This window comes from Eisenibacter elegans DSM 3317 (assembly GCF_000430505.1).
Taxonomy (GTDB): Bacteria; Bacteroidota; Bacteroidia; order Cytophagales; family Microscillaceae; genus Eisenibacter; species Eisenibacter elegans.
The window spans coordinates 390253-406640 of record NZ_AUMD01000012.1; the positions used below are offsets into that span (position 1 = coordinate 390253).

The following is a 16388-nucleotide window of genomic DNA, read 5'->3' on the forward strand; positions in this document are numbered from 1 at the left end:
AATTACCTTTGTTCGACCTAGCGTATAAAAGCAAAGTACCTCAAACCAAGGCATCAAGTATTTGCCCGTCGAAAACAGCCAGAAAACTGCCCGTAGGACAAAAGAAATTCGATGGCTGCCGCCAAAACACAAAATGGTACTTTTATTGAGCTTATCGCAAATACCTTACAATACCTACCCACTGTACCTATACTTAGATTATTTTATTGCAATTACTCAGATGAAAAAGCATTGCTTCATACTTCCCCAGTGGTTTTTCCAAATGATTCTTTGTTTCGGCCTGTTATGGCCGGCGGGGCTTGTTCAGTTATTACAAGCCCAACACCAAGAACCACAGCTCATCAACGTGAACGACCTCCCCGGTGTGAGCAGCGGCCCTTCACAGCTAACCAATGTCAATGGAGTGTTGTACTTCAATGCATTGGCAGGGTCAGTTGGGCAGTTTGGTACTGAGCCGCATACCGCCATACAAACTACTTCCACTTTTTTGAGGGATATACGCCCCGGTGGTGATAATTCCGGCTCAAGGTTTTTTACTTTTTATGGAGGACAATGCTATTTTTTTGCTAATAATGGCACGACCAAAGCAGGGGCTATGTGGCGCAGCAATGGAACACCCGCAGGCACAGTTTTATTGAAAGACCTTGTTCAGCCTACATCTACCATACCTAGTGCCCAATCGAGGGATATGATGGTAGTCAATGGCTTGTTGATATTTGTGGCAGATGATGGTATTACAGGTACAACATTATTTAGAGGGGATGGCACTGTAGGGGGAACAGTCCCGATTGTCAATATCAATACCAATCCTACTACTCCCGCGCCCCGTACACAAAACGCAGACCCTTTTGGGCTGACTCGTGTAGGCAACAGGGTGTTTTTTACGGCCAATAATGGTAACGCAACCAATGGGCGCGAGCTGTGGGTTAGCGATGGTACGGCTGCCGGTACAATGATGGTCAGGGACATTCGCCCGGGACCCCAAAGCGCTTTTACCGAAGATCCCGAAAGTAGCATCCTGATAGAAAAAGATGGGCTTTGTTATTTTGTAGCCAATGATGGCACAGGACAGGCGCTTTGGCGCAGCGATGGCACGTCTGCCGGTACAATAAAGGTCAGCCCCATTGAGTTCAATACCGCCAGTGGCATTATCAACGTGGGCAATATCCTGTATTTTAGCGCCAGCACCCCCGCCGCAGGTGCAGAGCTTTGGCGTAGCGATGGCACACCTACCGGTACGGTGATGGTTCGAGACTTGATTCCGGGAACGGCCAGTTCAGCCCCCAGTAACTTTGCCGCTGTAGGTGGACGCTTGTTCTTTGCAGCAGACGCGGTAGGCCCTACAAGTAACCCCTTGGGTCGGGAGCTGTGGGTCAGTGATGGTACGGCCAGCGGTACTTTCTTGGTAAGGGATATTGCTCCAGGAGGTTTTTCGTCTAACCCCAGTAATTTGACCAATGTAGATGGCACTTTATACTTTGTGGCCAACAATGGGACTGTCGGAGCCGAACTATGGACTAGTGATGGTACAGAGGCCGGTACGCGGCTTTTTAAGGATGTAAACCCAACACCCAATGTGGGCGGTGAGATTACAGAGATTGTCAGTATGCTCACCCAAGGGTTTTACTTCAATGGCTTTCTTGATGCCAATGTAGGAAAAGAGCTTTGGTACTCAGTACCTTGCCCTCGCGCCACCCTGACCTATGCTTCTGATGTACTGTGTCAAGGAGCGGGCAATGCGCTACCCAACCTCACCGTAACGGACCCGGGACTGAACGGCGGAGTATATAGTAGCACCGATGCCAATTTACGTTTTGTAGACACAGGCAACAACACCAACTCCCTGACTGGGGAAATCAATGTGGGTATTACCCCCCCGGGCACATACTTGATTAATTATAATCTCCCGGGAGGCTTTAATGGATGTATTATCCGAGCTTCGTTCGAAGTAACAATTTTACCGGGGGGATCTAGCAGTGTGGATGAAGTAGCCAATCATACGACCTTTGCCCCGGGTATTTTTGAAAACCCACCTTCAGACCCCGGTCAAGCTACAGACATTCCGGTAGGGATAGCGGCTTCGCCCAACCAACAGTTTTTGTATATTGCCGATATTGTCAATGGGCGTATCCAGCGCCTCAACAAGGCCACAGGCGCAGTAAATAACGCTAACTTTATCACTGGCCTCAACCGTCCCGGAGGGATCGATGTAGACATTGCTGGCAACATCTACGTAGCCGAGTCGGGTAACCACGTCATCAGAGTATTTTCTGCCGCCGGTGGTGCAACCCCTATTCTAACCTATGGCCAGCCTGGTAGTGAAGGTGATGTGTTGGGTGACCCTGCCACAGCACGCTTCCGCCGCCCTTCGGATGTGGCAGTAGATGCCAGTGGCAACATTTATGTGGCCGATATGTCTAACCACAAAGTCAAACGCATAGCACCAGATGGCAATACAACCCTCCTAGCCGGTAGCGGGGCAACAGACTTTGCTGACGGTACCGGAGCCGATGCCCGCTTTTGGTTTCCTACAGGCATCGCCGTAGGGTTCGACGGCAACCTAGTCGTAGCCGACCGCTTCAACAACCGTATCCGACGCATTACTCCGGCAGGGGTGGTTACAACCATCGCCGGACAAGTACAGGGCTGTGCTAATGGAGTCGGTAGTGCGGCAAGCTTTAACCGCCCTACCAGTGTATCCGTAGGCCCTAGAGGGGTTATTTTTGTTGCTGATCGCAGTAACCACGTCATCCGCCGTATCCAAGGTAATCAAGTTACCTTGGCTGCTAGTACTTGTGCGGCAGGGGCTGGTGATGCCGCTGGTGGGTTTGCTTTTGCGGCGCGTTTTAATATGCCTAATGGGATATATGCAGATTTGTCCCAAAATGTCTTTGTAGCTGATGGGCGTAACCAAAAGCTCAAGCGCCTGTTGGTGGCAAATGCTGCGGCGGGATATGTAGACGGTGCAGGAGTCATTTGCTTGAATACACCGGGAACGCTGACAGCACGCCGCGTTGATGGAACCATGCAGCCCTCAGTGCTCAAGTGGCAGCGCACTACCGATTTCAGCCTTGCCCAAACGTGGATAGACATCAACCAAACCAGCGCTACCCTCAACTACAACGATGGTACACTCAACATCACCGAAAATACGATGTTTAGGGCTATCGTACAGGCGGGTTTGTGTCAACAACCCTCTAACTTTGCGGCTATTGTCATTTCCAAACCTGACCCTCCCGTTGCCGGACTCGCGCCAGACCCTAGCTGTGGCGGGGGTAATGTAACCCTGACGGCCTCTGGGGGTGCCAATGGCACCTACCGCTGGTACCGAGATGTGGCCGGAACGCCTACCCTCATCGTTGGAGAAACCAGCAACACCATTACCGTCAGCGTAACCGAAAACACGACCTTCTTTGTCTCCTTACAAGGAGTCTGTGAGAGTGAGCGCATCCCAATAGAGGTTACGGTCATCCCTACGCCGGCTACGCCTACCGCCTCCGGCCTACGCTGTGGCCCTGGCGCAGTTACCTTGACTGCCACCGGCGCAACAGGGCAAGAAAAATATGTGTGGTACGAAGATGCTGCCGGAACGATTATTCTCAAAACCTCTACCGATGCCGCAGACAATACCTTTGTAAGCCCCGAAATCAGCAGCAGCACCAACTTCTATGTCCGCATTATCAATGAGGCGGTTGCTGGATGTAATGGCGTCATTGCAACAGCTCCCGCTACCATCGAAGAAGTGCCCGCGCCAGTCATTACTGGCGACAACCAAATCTGTACCAGTGCTACCGGTATTGTCTATAGCACCCCAAATGCTGCCGGACGTACTTTTGAGTGGACAGTAGTAGGGGGAACGATTGCCTCCGGCCAAGGAACAAACCAGATTACGGTAGACTGGGGGCCTACAGGCGGCACAGTAACTGTTAGGGAAATTATTGATGCCACCAACTGTGATGCGACCAGCCCCGAAATTACCGTGGCTACCAACACCCTACCTACACCCAATATCACTGGCGACAATACTGGCTGTGTGCAGAATATTTTGGTATATACCACCCCGGCTGTGGCAGGCAATAGTTATGACTGGACAGTAGTGGGCGGCAATATCGTAGCAGGCCAAGGAACAAACCAAGTTTCTGTACAATGGACTGCTGCCGGCACTGGAGAGGTTTCAGTGGTGGAAGGCGCCAACGGAAGTACTACTTGTATAGGTACGGCCAACTTCAACGTAACCCTTGGCGATACCCCACTGCCCACCATTACAGGGCCGGATGTCGTTTGTGAAAATACTCCCGGACAAGTGTACACTGTACCCAATGTGGGCGGCGATACTTACAATTGGGTGCTTCTGGACGGAGGCGGAACAATCGTCGCTGGGCAAAGTACCAACTCGCTGACCATCGATTGGGGCGCTGTCAACGAAATCCGCTTGATGATAGAGCAAACCAACCCCATCACCAACTGTATCGGGCGCGATACCCTTACGGTTCGTATCAACGGTGTACCTGCTCCGGTCATTGCAGGCCCTACTGTTGCTTGTACCAATACACCCACCATATATAGCACCACTAACAACCCCGGCAATATTTATGACTGGACAATAGTGGGTGGCAATATCGTAGATGGCGCAGGTACACACCAAATCACTGTAGAATGGACGAACGCTACCGGTTCTTTGGACCTGACCGAAAGCGTTCCTGGTGGTGGCTGTACGACAATAGCCGCACAGCTGAACGTAACTGCTGCGCCACGCCCAACACCTAGTACGGCTACATGGCCTACAGCGGCATGTCAACTTGACGAGCTGGTCTACACCACGCCCAACGTCGGAGGCAATACCTATACTTGGGTAGTAGATGGAGGCACTATCATCGCCGGTGATGGCACTAACCAAGTAACCGTGCGTTGGACAGAAACCGGCACACGCAGCATCCGACTGGTAGAGGCCAGCGCAGCTACCTGTACCGATACCGTCAGCATTAGCGTAGAGGTTACACTCAAGCCAGCACCTGTGATTAGTGGAGATGTAGTCGTATGTGAGAATAGCACCGGTACTTTCAGTACCCCTGATGTAGCCGGACACACCTACAACTGGAGCATCACCGGAGGTACTATCACTGGTGGCCAAAACACGCACCAAGTAACCGTACAGTGGGGAGCAGGCCCTGCTGGCACATTGAGCGTAGAAGAGACCAACCCCGCAGGTGGAGGATGTGTAACGGCTACTACACCGCTGCCAATAGAAATCAGGCCTACACCTACACCAGTCATTACGGGAGATGCCAACGCCTGTACCAATGTGGCAGAAGTATATAGTACGCCTGCCGTCGGAGGCAACACGTATGCCTGGACGCTTTCCGAAGGAGGAATGATCACCGCCGGAGATGGCACAAACAGTATCACCGTAATGTGGCAGACTGCCGGAGCCAAAACAGTATCGCTCACCGAACGCAGCGGCCCCGGTTGCGAAACAGCCACTAGCTTCAATGTCAATGTAGACAATACCCCCGTGCCAGATATTTCTGGCCCGACAGTGGTCTGTAAGGGTGCTACCCAAACTTACCAAACTGCTGCCACGGGCAACACATTCAACTGGGTAATAAGCAGTGGAACCATCAACAGCGGCCAAGGTACTAACCAAGTAACCGTTACTTGGAGCAATGTAGACAATACCGGCAGCTTGACGGTAGAAGAAACTTCTGCCAACGGAACTTGTATTACCACTACTGCGGCTTACAACGTAACGCTGGCCGATGTGCCCACACCAGCAGTAACTAGGGTAGATGCCATTCCAGGCAATGATTTCTGCGCCAAAAACACCTACCAATTCTCCACACCGGCTCAAGCCGGCACTTCGTACCAGTGGGAGGTCAATGGCGGTACTATCATCGCAGGCCAAGGTACTAACCAAATCTCAGTTACTTGGGGTACAGGCTTGGCTGGAGATGTACAGGTAACCCAGCAAGTAACAGGGACAGACTGTGCGGTTACGAGCGCGTTATATACGGCCAATATCCTGCCTAGTCCTTCGCCTGATATTACCGCACTGAACGAAGCCAATAGCGCTTTTCCAGGTTTTGTCTGTGAGAATACCGGTGGGTTCCGTTATCAAACCCCCAATACCGGCGGCACCTTTGTTTGGACTATCAACGGCAATGGAACGATTGCTGCAGGCCAAGGCACCAACGAAATCACCGTCAACTGGGGAGGAGCAGGCAATGCCGCAATTATTGTAAGCGAAGTGGGCGGCAACGGTTGCGGATTCTCTGATACCTTGCGCATCACCATAGAGCCAACACCAGGCGCGCCCAATATTCGCAATGCCCTGCGTTGTACCCCAGGCAGAGCACGGATGTTTGCCAGCTTACCCAATGCCATTGCCTACAACTGGTATGATGCGGGTAATAACTTTATCGCACAAGTAACCGATACGCTCTTCACGCAAGACATTAGCGCAACGACAACCTACTTCGTAGAAGCTGTTACAATGCCACAGTGTATCAGCCCTAGAGTACAAGTAACGGCGACCCTCAGCGACCAAAATATAGAAGCCAATGTAGACGCACAGCTGACCAACATCTGTGGGCGTGCACCTACAGGAGCCATCACGCTGACCCTTAGCGGCGGGCAGGAGCCTTATGTGTTCCAATGGTCGAATGGCGCTACCACACAAAACCTCAGCGGCCTTACCGCCGGCGTATATAGTGTGCTGATTACAGACGATGGCGGCTGTACTACGGAGCGTACTTACGAGTTGTTTGAAGAGTTCAATACCTTACCAGTCAATGTAGGGCCGGATTTGGTCATTACTCGTGGCGAAACTGTTACCCTCAACGCAGATGCTCCTGATGCGGTGGCCTTCCTCTGGACTCCGGCGCGAGGCCTCTCTGACCCCACCGCCCGCAACCCGCAAGCCTCTCCCGATACCACCACTACCTATGTGGTAGAAGTAACCAATAGCGCAGGGTGTATCGGCTTCGACAGCCTCACGATAGAGGTAAATGTGTATGATATATTTATTCCGAACACATTCTCGCCCAATAACGATGGAGAAAATGACCTCTTGGAGATATATGGCAACAATCTTGTAAGGGTGAATGTACAGATATATGACCGACTGGGCAAACTCGTTTATGAACAGCGCTTTGACCGCAACAGTGGCACATTGCAGGACATAGACGATATCGGAAAAATTCAAAAATCAGTCGGAGGTTGGGATGGTACGGCCAGCACCGTAGGGGGCAGCCGAGAGCCGCTGCCTTCTGGAACTTATATCTGGAAAGTTACCGGACAGTTTGCCAACGAACGTACGATGAAGCCACAATCCGGTAGTGTTGTATTGATGCGATAGCTTCCAATGACTCCAAAACACCTTGACCCTAATGACACAACGTAGCTTCTTTTTATTCATCTTACTTGCGCTCCTGCTCTTTGGGCAGGAGGCAAGTACCTTGCAAGCGCAGGATATTCGCTATATGCAATATCACCTCTCGCCGCTGCAAACCAACCCTGCTATGGTAGGTGCCGAGAACCAAAAGCAATTTATCCTCAATTACCAACAATATAACGTAGGGACAGGGGCGGCCTTTGTGTCGCCGACTGCCTCCATATTGTTGCCCCTGATTCGATATAATGAAGCCAAAAAAGCCAGCTACCGCTGGGGGGGCGTAGGGTTTGGGGTAATCAGTGATCAAACAGGCCAAAATGGTATTTTACAGACCAATGGCATCACCGGAGCGCTGGCAATCAACTTCCCCATCCCGCTACCCGATGGCTTGGCCGTAGTAGAAGACAGCTACCTGAGTATAGGTGCTCAAGCCAGTTATTTTATGAGGGGTATCAATACTGCTGCCATTACTACCGGAAGGCAGTTTCAGTTTGGCCGTGTAGACCCTACACTCCCTACAGGTGAGCAGTTTGACAATGAGCGAGCGATGTTTCCCCTCTTCAATGCCGGGGTCTTCTGGTATACCCAAGACCGCTTCCAAGAGCAGATGACAACCTTCATCGGGTTTTCGGTCAGCAATATCAACCAACCACAAGTAGCCATTATTGGCTTTGGCCAACAAAACGAACTGGGCGTAGATCGCCTGCCGATGATGCTCTCGGCTACTGCCGGAGTCAGCTTTTTCAAAACAGGCTTGGTATCTGTTATGCCTAATGCCCGATGGATAAGCCAAGGAGGTGCGAATCAAATCAGCGCAGGGTCGCTCTTCAGAATACAACCACAAAGCGGCAAACTATTGGACAAGAAGTTCAACCTAGGGGCTTGGTACAATACCCTTACGGCCAACGCTTCTGTGTCGACAGAGGTACATATGCCTATGTGGAACGATAAGCGGAAAGACAATTCCGGTGGAGATATGTTCATTGCCTTGGCCTATGATCTGCCCTCGTTTGACCAAGGGCTGCGCATTCCCAATGGCAACCGATGGGAGATTACGGTAGGTCTGAAGTTTGGCCGACGCAAAATCATTCTTGACAAACCTATCGAAATCAAACCACCCACAGATGAAGACCGACTTGCCGCTATCAAACCCGATACTACAGGGGGTAATGATGGCAATGATGGCAAAGGAGACAATAACAGTATCCGAGAGCTGTTGTCAGACAAAGACTTGGAGCTTTTCAACTACCGTGGCTATTTCTCATACCTGACCGATACCGTCAACACAACAACTGCCGAACTGTTGGATGAGATTGCCGAGATTATGCGCAAATATCCCACTTTGCGTATCGAAATTTCGGGGCACAGTTGTAGCCTTACCAAGGATGAACGCGAAAATGCGCAGCTTTCACTCCGACGTGCCAAGGCCGGAAAAGAGTACCTTGTGAAACGAGGGGTAGCTCCAAACCGCATCGAAACGGCTTCTTATGGCGCAAATCAGCCAATTGCCAGCAATGATACGGAGTTTGGTCGTATCAAAAACCGCCGCATCGACTTCCGTATTCTCAACCCTGAGTTCCAAAATCCGGCGAAGAAACAGGAAGCCCCTAAAGAGGAAGATAAACCCAAAGGCGACCAAGACGACGATGGCGAGAACGATGAGTAACTCTTCCAAAAGCCATCCAAGTATACAAGACTTGGATGGCTTGGTATAGCCCACACACCATTGGGCACAATAAGCAAGCAGCCCGACCGCGAAGCAGTATCGAAGGGAATCTTCGGCCTCGGGGTAGGGCTAACTTTCTACGAAAATCTCAGCAGTGGGAGGCCTCAAAATGGGCTATACCTTGCGCATCAGCACAGAACCATAGGAGTATCCACCTCCAAATACTGTTACGGCAATGAGGTCGTTGGTCTGGAAGCGCTCCCAATGCTCATACAAAGCAATGGCACAACCAGCACAGCCGGTGTTACCAAGATATTGAATGTTGGAAAGCGCTTTTTCGTCGGGTAGTTCGAGGGTTCGGGCTACATTTTTGGTGATGCGTAGGTTGGCTTGGTGGGGGACAAAGTAGCTCAGTTGCTTGGTAGTATAGCCGTTGCGTGCCAGAATATCTTGTGTAACCTTGGCCATATATTGGCAGGCATTGAGGAATACATCTTTGCCATATTGCATCACAAAACCTTCGTGGGCAGGGCGTAAAAATACCCCTTCGGGGGCTTTGCCTACATTGCCCGCACCTCCGGTGAGGATGTCGATGATTTCGAGGTCGTTGGGTGTTACGCGGGTTTTGCTCACGAAGAGCGCCGTTGCGCCATCACCCCAGAGGTGGCCGCCTATTTTGTCGCGTTCATCGCTATAGCGGGTGTTGTTGTCGGAGAGGACTACGAGCGCCTTTTCGGCCTTGCCCATGGCAAAATACCCTTGTACGACTTCGAGCGTGTTGGCAAAAGAAGAACAAGCCGACGAGACCGAAAGCACTGGGATATCGCTGATATTGAGGAAGTGTTGGGCGGCGTGAGCCAGGGTATGGATGGTGTCGTAGGGCGTGTAAGTACCACCTACGATGAGGCCGATTTCGGCTGGGTCAAAAGGCAAGTCGACCAACCCCTTGCGGACAGCCTCCACGGCCATAGAGTTGGTGTTTTCGTGGGCTTGGGCTTTGCGCCGCTCTTCGATACCGGTGCGTTCCAGTATCCATTCTTCGGTCATGCCATTGAGCTGGCTAAAATGTGCATTGGGCACAACTGCATCGGGGATATATCCCGACACACGGACAAGGTACATCATAGGAGTTTTAAGTCGAATGCTTTCTGTTGATTGGGCACAAAAATAGAAAACCTTGAGCCAGTTGACCCAAGGTTGGAGACTTTAGTTGCGGCGGTTCATCTCGTCGCGCACCTTGGCGGCGCGCTCATAGTCTTCGTTTTCGAGTGCCTCGTCGAGCATGGTTTGTAGGCGGTCGAAGGGCAGGCGTTTGAGTTGTTCTTGGAAAGATACCGGTTCGCCGCTGGCGCTGCTGTCTTCGGTCGAGATCTCGGTTGTTTCTTCTTCGTCTTCTTCGCCCTCATTGAGTACAATGCCGGCCTCAGACATAATCATTTCGTTGGTATATATGGGTACGCCAAAGCGAAGCCCGATAGCGATGGCATCAGAGGGGCGGGAGTCGATTTCGAGTGTACGCGCACCATCAGAGCACATAATTTTGGCAAAAAACACCCCCTCTTTCAAATCAGAAATCACGATTTCCTCGATGGTAAAATGAAAGGCTTCGGCAAAGGCTTTGAAGAGGTCGTGGGTCATTGGGCGATTGGGGACAATCTTTTCGATTTCGATGGCAATGGCCTGCGCTTCAAACATTCCGATGATGATGGGTAAGCGGCGGTTGCCATTGGCCTCACCCAACACGAGTGCAAAAGAGCCTGTTTGTGATTGACTTGAGGAAAGTCCTAATATCTTGAGTTTAATTCTGCTCACGGTCGTCTTCGTTGCTTTTTTTGAAAACACAAAAAAATGAAAAATGTATGAAAGCACAAAGCAGTCATACATTTTCCAAAGATACATTATCTGCCTCTCAATTCAAAAAGGCTAGGAGCTTAAAGTTTGGCTTTAAGCGCCTCTGTGAATTTGGGCAATACCTCAAAAGCGTCGCCTACGATACCGTAGTCAGCAGCTTTGAAGAAAGGTGCTTCGGGGTCTTTGTTGATTACGACGATACACTTCGAAGAGCTTACGCCGGCCAAGTGTTGGATAGCGCCCGAAATACCTACAGCGATGTAGAGGTTGGGGCTTACTTTTACGCCGGTTTGGCCTACGTGTTCGTGGTGTGGTCTCCAGCCTACATCAGATACAGGCTTAGAGCAGCCGGTAGCGGCATCGAGGGTTTTGGCCAGCTCTTCGACGATATTCCAGTTTTCGGGGCCTTTCAAGCCACGGCCACCAGAAACGACGATATCAGCTTCGGGCAATAGTTTTTCGCCGGTTACTTTATCAGTACCCAATACTTTTACCCCAAAGTCTGCGTCGTTGAGTGTAGCGGCAAAAGCCTCTACGGTAGCCGTAGCCTCCGTAGTTGTTATGGGGATGATGTTTTTCTTAACGGCCAAAATCTTGTTTTCGGCAGTAAGGGTAGTTACTTGGAATGCTTTGCCGGTGTAAACACTGCGTTTTACTTTGAAGCCACCGTTGGTATCGGGTAGTTCTACTACGTTAGAGGCGAGGCCGGCCTTGAGCTTGGCCGCTACACGGGCAGCTACAGCGTCGGCCAAAGAAGATTTGGCTACGATAAGCACCTTGCTACCTTCTTTTTCGTAAGCTTGGGCTATCACACTTGCGTAGGCTTGGATGTTGCCGACGTTGAGTTTGTCGTCGTTGGCGTGCAATACTTTGGCAGCGCCATAGTTGCCAAGTTTGGCAAGTTCGTCAGCCGAAACAGCATTACCCAACACAATGGCAGTGGCGCTGGTGCCTAGTTGTTCGGCTAGTTTGGCGCCGTAGGCAACAGCTTCACAAGATGAGCCACGTACTTCGCCCTCGGCAGTTTCTACAAATACTAAAACAGACATATCGTTAGTTTTTTGAATTTAATCAGTTGATAAATGTTTTTGTTTGGAACTTAGAGCACTTTTGCTTCAGACTTGAGCAAGTCTACCAGTGTGCCTACCTCATCGATAGAAAGCATACGGCAAGTGCCTTTGGCAGGAGGCAGCTCGTGTACTTCGGGTTGGGTGAGGGTTTCGGGGTTTTCGGGAGCTACTACATTGAGCGGCTTTTTGCGGGCGCTCATGATGCCCTTCATGTTCGGAATTTTCCAGTCAGCAATAGGCTCTTGTACGCCCAATACGAGGGGCAGAGAGGCTTCTAGGGTTTCCTTACCGCCTTCGATTTCGCGAGCCATCTTGGCAGTGGTTCCCGAAATGTCAAGTTTCATCACAGGAGAAAGCGAAGGAATCCCCAACATCTCACCCACGATACCGTGTACTTGGCCGCCGTTGTAGTCGCTAGACTCACGACCCATCAGGATGAGGTCATAGTTCTCTTTCTTGGCGATGGCCGCAATTTGCTGGGCCACAAAATAAGCATCGGTAGGCTCTGCGTCGATGCGGATAGCATCATCAGCACCAATAGCCAAGGCTTTGCGGATTACCTGCTCTGTTTCGGCAGTGCCTACATTGAGCACGGTCAGTGTGCCGCCTAGTTCATCGCGCAGCTCCACACCACGAGAGAGGGCGTAGTCATCATAAGGGCCGATGACAAACTGAATCCCGTTTTTATCTAATTCTTTACCGCCATTGGTAAAGCTAATTTTAGAAGTGGTATCGGGTACACAAGTAATACAAACGAGTATTTTCATGGGAGTAACTGAACTTAGTTTAATTTTGGATTTCCAGCATTCTATTGCCTAACTATTGAGTTAAACAACTTAAATTGCCGTGAAGTTATGGAATATTCCCTTAAATAGAAAAAAATATGCCACCCTCTCGACTAGACATCTTGCTAAAAATGCTTTCCGAAGACCCTTCGGATGCTTTTACGCGCTATGCCATTGCGCTAGAATATGCTAAAATACAAGCTCCAGAGGCTACTACATATTTTCAAACATTGTTAGAAGCTCATCCAAACTATATCCCGACATATTACCAAGCCGCGCAATGGTTTGCAGACCAAAATCAACCAGAAAAGGCGCTCGAAATTTACCGCATCGGCATCGATAAAGCTCGTGAACAAAACGAAGTTTTGGCCTTGCGTGAACTTCAAAGCGCCTACGAACGGTTATCTTTTGAACTTGAGTAGATTGACGATTTCAGGCATTACTTCGTCAATCGTCAATCTGAAATCGTACTTTGTCAATTTAGTAAATATGGAACTCTTTTATCGCGTTTTAGGTCAGGGCGACCCAGTTGTTATTTTGCATGGCCTTTTTGGCGCCTCTGACAATTGGATGAGCATCGCCAAGACCTTGTCCGAAAACTACACAGTGTATCTGCTTGACCAGCGCAACCATGGCCAGTCTCCTTGGAGCGATGAGTGGGATTACAGTGCGATGAGTCGAGATTTGTATGCTTTTTTGGAGACACAACAGATTCACAATCCCTACCTCATTGGGCATTCTATGGGCGGTAAAACGGTGATGTGGTTTGCTGCCAGTCATCCAGAGGTAGCATTACGAAAGTTGGTTGTGGTAGATATTGCCCCACGCAGCTATCCCATCCACCACGATGAGATTATCGAGGCGCTCAACAGCCTCGACCTCAATGCCCATACCAGCCGCAGCGCCCTTGACCAAGCCCTAGCCCAGCGCCTACCCCAGCCGATGTTACGACAGTTTTTGCTCAAAAATCTTGAGCGCGATGGGCAGCAGTTTCGTTGGAAAATCAACCTGCCCATCATCAGTCAGAAGCTCGAAAATGTAGGGCAGGGGATGGACAATCAAGGCTTTGCCCCCGTGCAGGTTCCCACATTGTTTATTGCCGGAGCCAATTCGGACTATATTCAGGAGGGGGATTATGCCCTGATGGCGCAGCTTTTCCCACAAATGCAGGTGAGTGTGATTGCACAGGCTGGACATTGGGTACACGCCGAGCAGCCTGATACCTTCACAGAAGTGCTCTCGGGCTTTTTGAAAGCCTAGACTTATCATATAAATCACTCACAATCAATGTACTATTTGGGGTGCGCCTAAATGCGCCTACCCTGAGTATGGAGTGCAGTTGTTTGGTTTTTGAAGAAAAAAAGCCCATTTTTAGTACCTATAAGGGTGTTATCATCCTTCTGTATGCGATATTTCAACACCAATAGCCCTTTTGACTTATGCAAGCCCAAGAGCCCCAAACCATTCGGCAGCCCGACCCTACCGCCCGACACGAGGAGAAACGCATCCAATATATCTTCCAAGAAGACAATCATTTGCGCTCTGCGCCCAACAAATACCGCCTTTCGGCCTTGGGCGAAGACGAGATGATTTTGAGCATAGGCCCACAGCACCCCTCAACCCACGGAGTACTGCGGCTAGAGGTAATCACGGACGGGGAGCTGGTCAAGGATGTGGTACCACACTTGGGCTACTTACACCGCTGCTTTGAGAAACACGCCGAGTCCTTACCCTTCAACCAAATTATCCCCTATGTAGACCGGATGGACTATCTGGCGGCGATGAATTCCGAACACGCCTTTGCGATGGGGGTGGAGCGGATGTTGGGCATCTCGGATGATATTCCGCCGCGAGTAGAGTATATCCGGGTGTTGGTAGCAGAGATGAATCGCATTGCTTCACATTTTATCGCCTTGGGTACTTATGGGCTGGATATTGGAGCTTTTACGCCGTTTTTGTGGATGATGCGCGACAGGGAGCATATCCTCCGTATGTTGGAGTGGACTTGTGGGGCGCGGATGTTGTATAACTATGTGTGGATAGGCGGCCTTTTCTATGACTTGCCGGTAGGCTTCGAGGAACGCGCCCTTGAGTTTGCCCGATACCTCAAGCCTAAGCTTATCGAGACGCAACAGATTTTGATTGAAAACAAAATCTTCGTACAACGTACCGCCAATGTGGGCGTGTTGCCCCTGCCGCTGGCCATCAATTATGGAATATCAGGCCCTATGTTGCGTGGCTCCGGCCTGAAATATGACCTGCGCCGCATCGACGGCTATTCGGTATACCCTGAGCTGGAGTTTGATGTCCCCATAGGCCAAGGCGAAATGGGTACACTGGGTGATTGTTGGGACAGAACTTGGGTGCGGTTGGCCGAATGCTTTGAGTCAGTACGCATCATAGAGCAGTGCTTAGCGCGCCTGACCACCGACCTCAAACGCACACCCAGCTTTGACCCACAGGCCTTGGTGCCCAAGAAAATCCGCCCGGCAGCAATGGACTATTACGTGCGCGCCGAAAACCCCAAAGGAGAGCTAGGCTTCTTTTTCCGTACAGATGGGCGTAGCGATACCCCTGTGCGCTGCAAGGCGCGGGCTTGCTCCTTTGTCAACCTGTCTGTTTTGCCCGAACTGAGCCGAGGGGTGATGTTGGCCGACCTCATCGCCATTATGGGATCTATCGATGTCGTTATGGGAGAAGTAGACCGCTAGCCCCGAAATAGTGCCAAAATACCTAGGAGTTAACCCAACAATATCTCAGGCTTAAATATTTGTTAAAAAACAAGCCTTGACCATAGTATCTTTTGGACTGATGTTTGCCAGCAAGGATTTATATCTTATATTTGACAATTCGTTTGCTTCTTTAAAAAGCACTTCTCCCTTTGTTTGACGAAATGCTAAACTAAAACGAATACAAACAGTTTACTTCTTTGCCTATTGTAAACCACAACTCAATGGATACCCGAAGTAGAAAGGTTTTAATCCTCAATCAAGATTACAGCGCCCTGACGGTTTGTAGCGTTCAGAAAGCGTTTATCTTGGTATACCTCGATAAGGCAGAACTAGTCTCGGCTGCCGACGACTATGAGCTGCATACCATTTCGGTTGCATACCCCTTGCCATCCATCATTCGCTTGATGAAATATGTACACCTGCCCTATCGAGGCGTGATGCTCAATCGCCACAATATCTTCCGGCGCGACCACCACCAGTGCCAATATTGTGGAGCGGTCAAAGATTTGACCCTCGACCACGTGCTGCCACGTTCGCGTGGCGGTCGCTCCTCTTGGGAGAACCTCGTAACGGCCTGCAAACGCTGCAACTCCCGCAAAGGAGACCTCACCCCCGAAGAGGCCAATATGCCCCTGCGCAAAAAGCCCTTCAAACCTTCTTTTGTGATGTTTTTACGCGACTTCTCAGGCCAAATTTCTGAAGACTGGAAACCCTACCTTGGTAAGAAAGCAAAATTTTACTAAAAGATAGTTTTGTTACTGGTTTTTTCATAAATTTGCAGTCCGTTTCAGTGTGAAAAAACACCTGTGCGGGCTGCTTTTATTTTACCCCCTAAAACTTTATTGTTTCACCCCAAAAGTTGGTCTGGATGCCTATACTTACCAACGTATTCAC

The 16388-nt window shown here is 50.3% G+C and carries 10 protein-coding genes; 6 read left to right on the top strand and 4 right to left on the bottom strand.

From position 1 onward, the window contains the following. Positions 1-220 precede the first annotated feature (220 nt). Both G499_RS18835 and G499_RS20925 read left to right on the top strand, forming a co-directional pair. Positions 221-7354, top strand: a complete 7134-nt coding sequence (locus G499_RS18835) for an ELWxxDGT repeat protein (protein WP_161627700.1) — start codon at positions 221-223, stop codon at positions 7352-7354. A gap of 31 nt (positions 7355-7385) precedes the next feature. After that, complete coding sequence (locus tag G499_RS20925) at positions 7386-9056, top strand: PorP/SprF family type IX secretion system membrane protein (protein WP_051295931.1); 1671 nt, start codon at positions 7386-7388, stop codon at positions 9054-9056. A gap of 174 nt (positions 9057-9230) precedes the next feature. Here the strand turns inward: G499_RS20925 and G499_RS0105320 are convergent, their stop codons facing one another. From G499_RS0105320 to G499_RS0105335, 4 genes are all read right to left on the bottom strand, one after another. Further along, on the bottom strand, positions 9231-10178 hold the full coding sequence (locus tag G499_RS0105320; RefSeq protein ID WP_026999085.1) for a 3-oxoacyl-ACP synthase III family protein: 948 nt from the start codon (positions 10176-10178) through the stop codon (positions 9231-9233). 84 nt (positions 10179-10262) lie between these two features. Next, positions 10263-10868 (bottom strand): bifunctional nuclease family protein, encoded by a 606-nt coding sequence (locus G499_RS0105325; protein ID WP_026999086.1) that lies wholly within the window; start codon positions 10866-10868, stop codon positions 10263-10265. Positions 10869-10987: 119 nt separating this feature from the next. Further along, positions 10988-11956: an electron transfer flavoprotein subunit alpha/FixB family protein gene (locus tag G499_RS0105330; protein WP_026999087.1), complete on the bottom strand. Its 969-nt coding sequence runs from the start codon at positions 11954-11956 to the stop codon at positions 10988-10990. 50 nt (positions 11957-12006) lie between these two features. Further along, positions 12007-12744, bottom strand: a complete 738-nt coding sequence (locus tag G499_RS0105335; RefSeq protein ID WP_026999088.1) for an electron transfer flavoprotein subunit beta/FixA family protein — start codon at positions 12742-12744, stop codon at positions 12007-12009. A gap of 116 nt (positions 12745-12860) precedes the next feature. Here G499_RS0105335 and G499_RS0105340 point away from each other — a divergent pair, with 116 nt between their 5' ends. The 4 genes from G499_RS0105340 to G499_RS0105355 all read left to right on the top strand — a co-directional run bounded on the left by G499_RS0105340 (position 12861) and on the right by G499_RS0105355 (position 16237). Then, entirely contained in the window at positions 12861-13184 is a 324-nt protein-coding gene (locus tag G499_RS0105340; protein WP_026999089.1) for a tetratricopeptide repeat protein, read from the top strand. Between the two features lie 67 nt (positions 13185-13251). Next, positions 13252-14022, top strand: a complete 771-nt coding sequence (locus G499_RS0105345; protein ID WP_026999090.1) for an alpha/beta fold hydrolase — start codon at positions 13252-13254, stop codon at positions 14020-14022. A 179-nt stretch (positions 14023-14201) separates the two neighbouring features. Then, a complete protein-coding gene (locus G499_RS0105350) occupies positions 14202-15473 on the top strand; it encodes an NADH-quinone oxidoreductase subunit D (protein WP_051295932.1) in 1272 nt (423 codons plus the stop codon). Positions 15474-15715: 242 nt separating this feature from the next. Continuing rightward, positions 15716-16237, top strand: coding sequence for an HNH endonuclease (locus tag G499_RS0105355; RefSeq protein WP_026999092.1), 522 nt, complete (start codon positions 15716-15718; stop codon positions 16235-16237). The last annotated feature ends 151 nt before the right edge of the window (positions 16238-16388 follow it).

Coding starts and splice junctions, on each gene's coding strand:
- G499_RS0105320 (WP_026999085.1), bottom strand. CDS start 10,178: ATGTACCTTGTCCGTGTGTCGGGATATATCCCCGATGCAGTTGTGCCC.
- G499_RS0105335 (WP_026999088.1), bottom strand. CDS start 12,744: ATGAAAATACTCGTTTGTATTACTTGTGTACCCGATACCACTTCTAAA.
- G499_RS0105350 (WP_051295932.1), top strand. CDS start 14,202: ATGCAAGCCCAAGAGCCCCAAACCATTCGGCAGCCCGACCCTACCGCC.
- G499_RS18835 (WP_161627700.1), top strand. CDS start 221: ATGAAAAAGCATTGCTTCATACTTCCCCAGTGGTTTTTCCAAATGATT.
- G499_RS0105355 (WP_026999092.1), top strand. CDS start 15,716: ATGGATACCCGAAGTAGAAAGGTTTTAATCCTCAATCAAGATTACAGC.
- G499_RS0105340 (WP_026999089.1), top strand. CDS start 12,861: ATGCCACCCTCTCGACTAGACATCTTGCTAAAAATGCTTTCCGAAGAC.
- G499_RS20925 (WP_051295931.1), top strand. CDS start 7,386: ATGACACAACGTAGCTTCTTTTTATTCATCTTACTTGCGCTCCTGCTC.
- G499_RS0105330 (WP_026999087.1), bottom strand. CDS start 11,956: ATGTCTGTTTTAGTATTTGTAGAAACTGCCGAGGGCGAAGTACGTGGC.
- G499_RS0105345 (WP_026999090.1), top strand. CDS start 13,252: ATGGAACTCTTTTATCGCGTTTTAGGTCAGGGCGACCCAGTTGTTATT.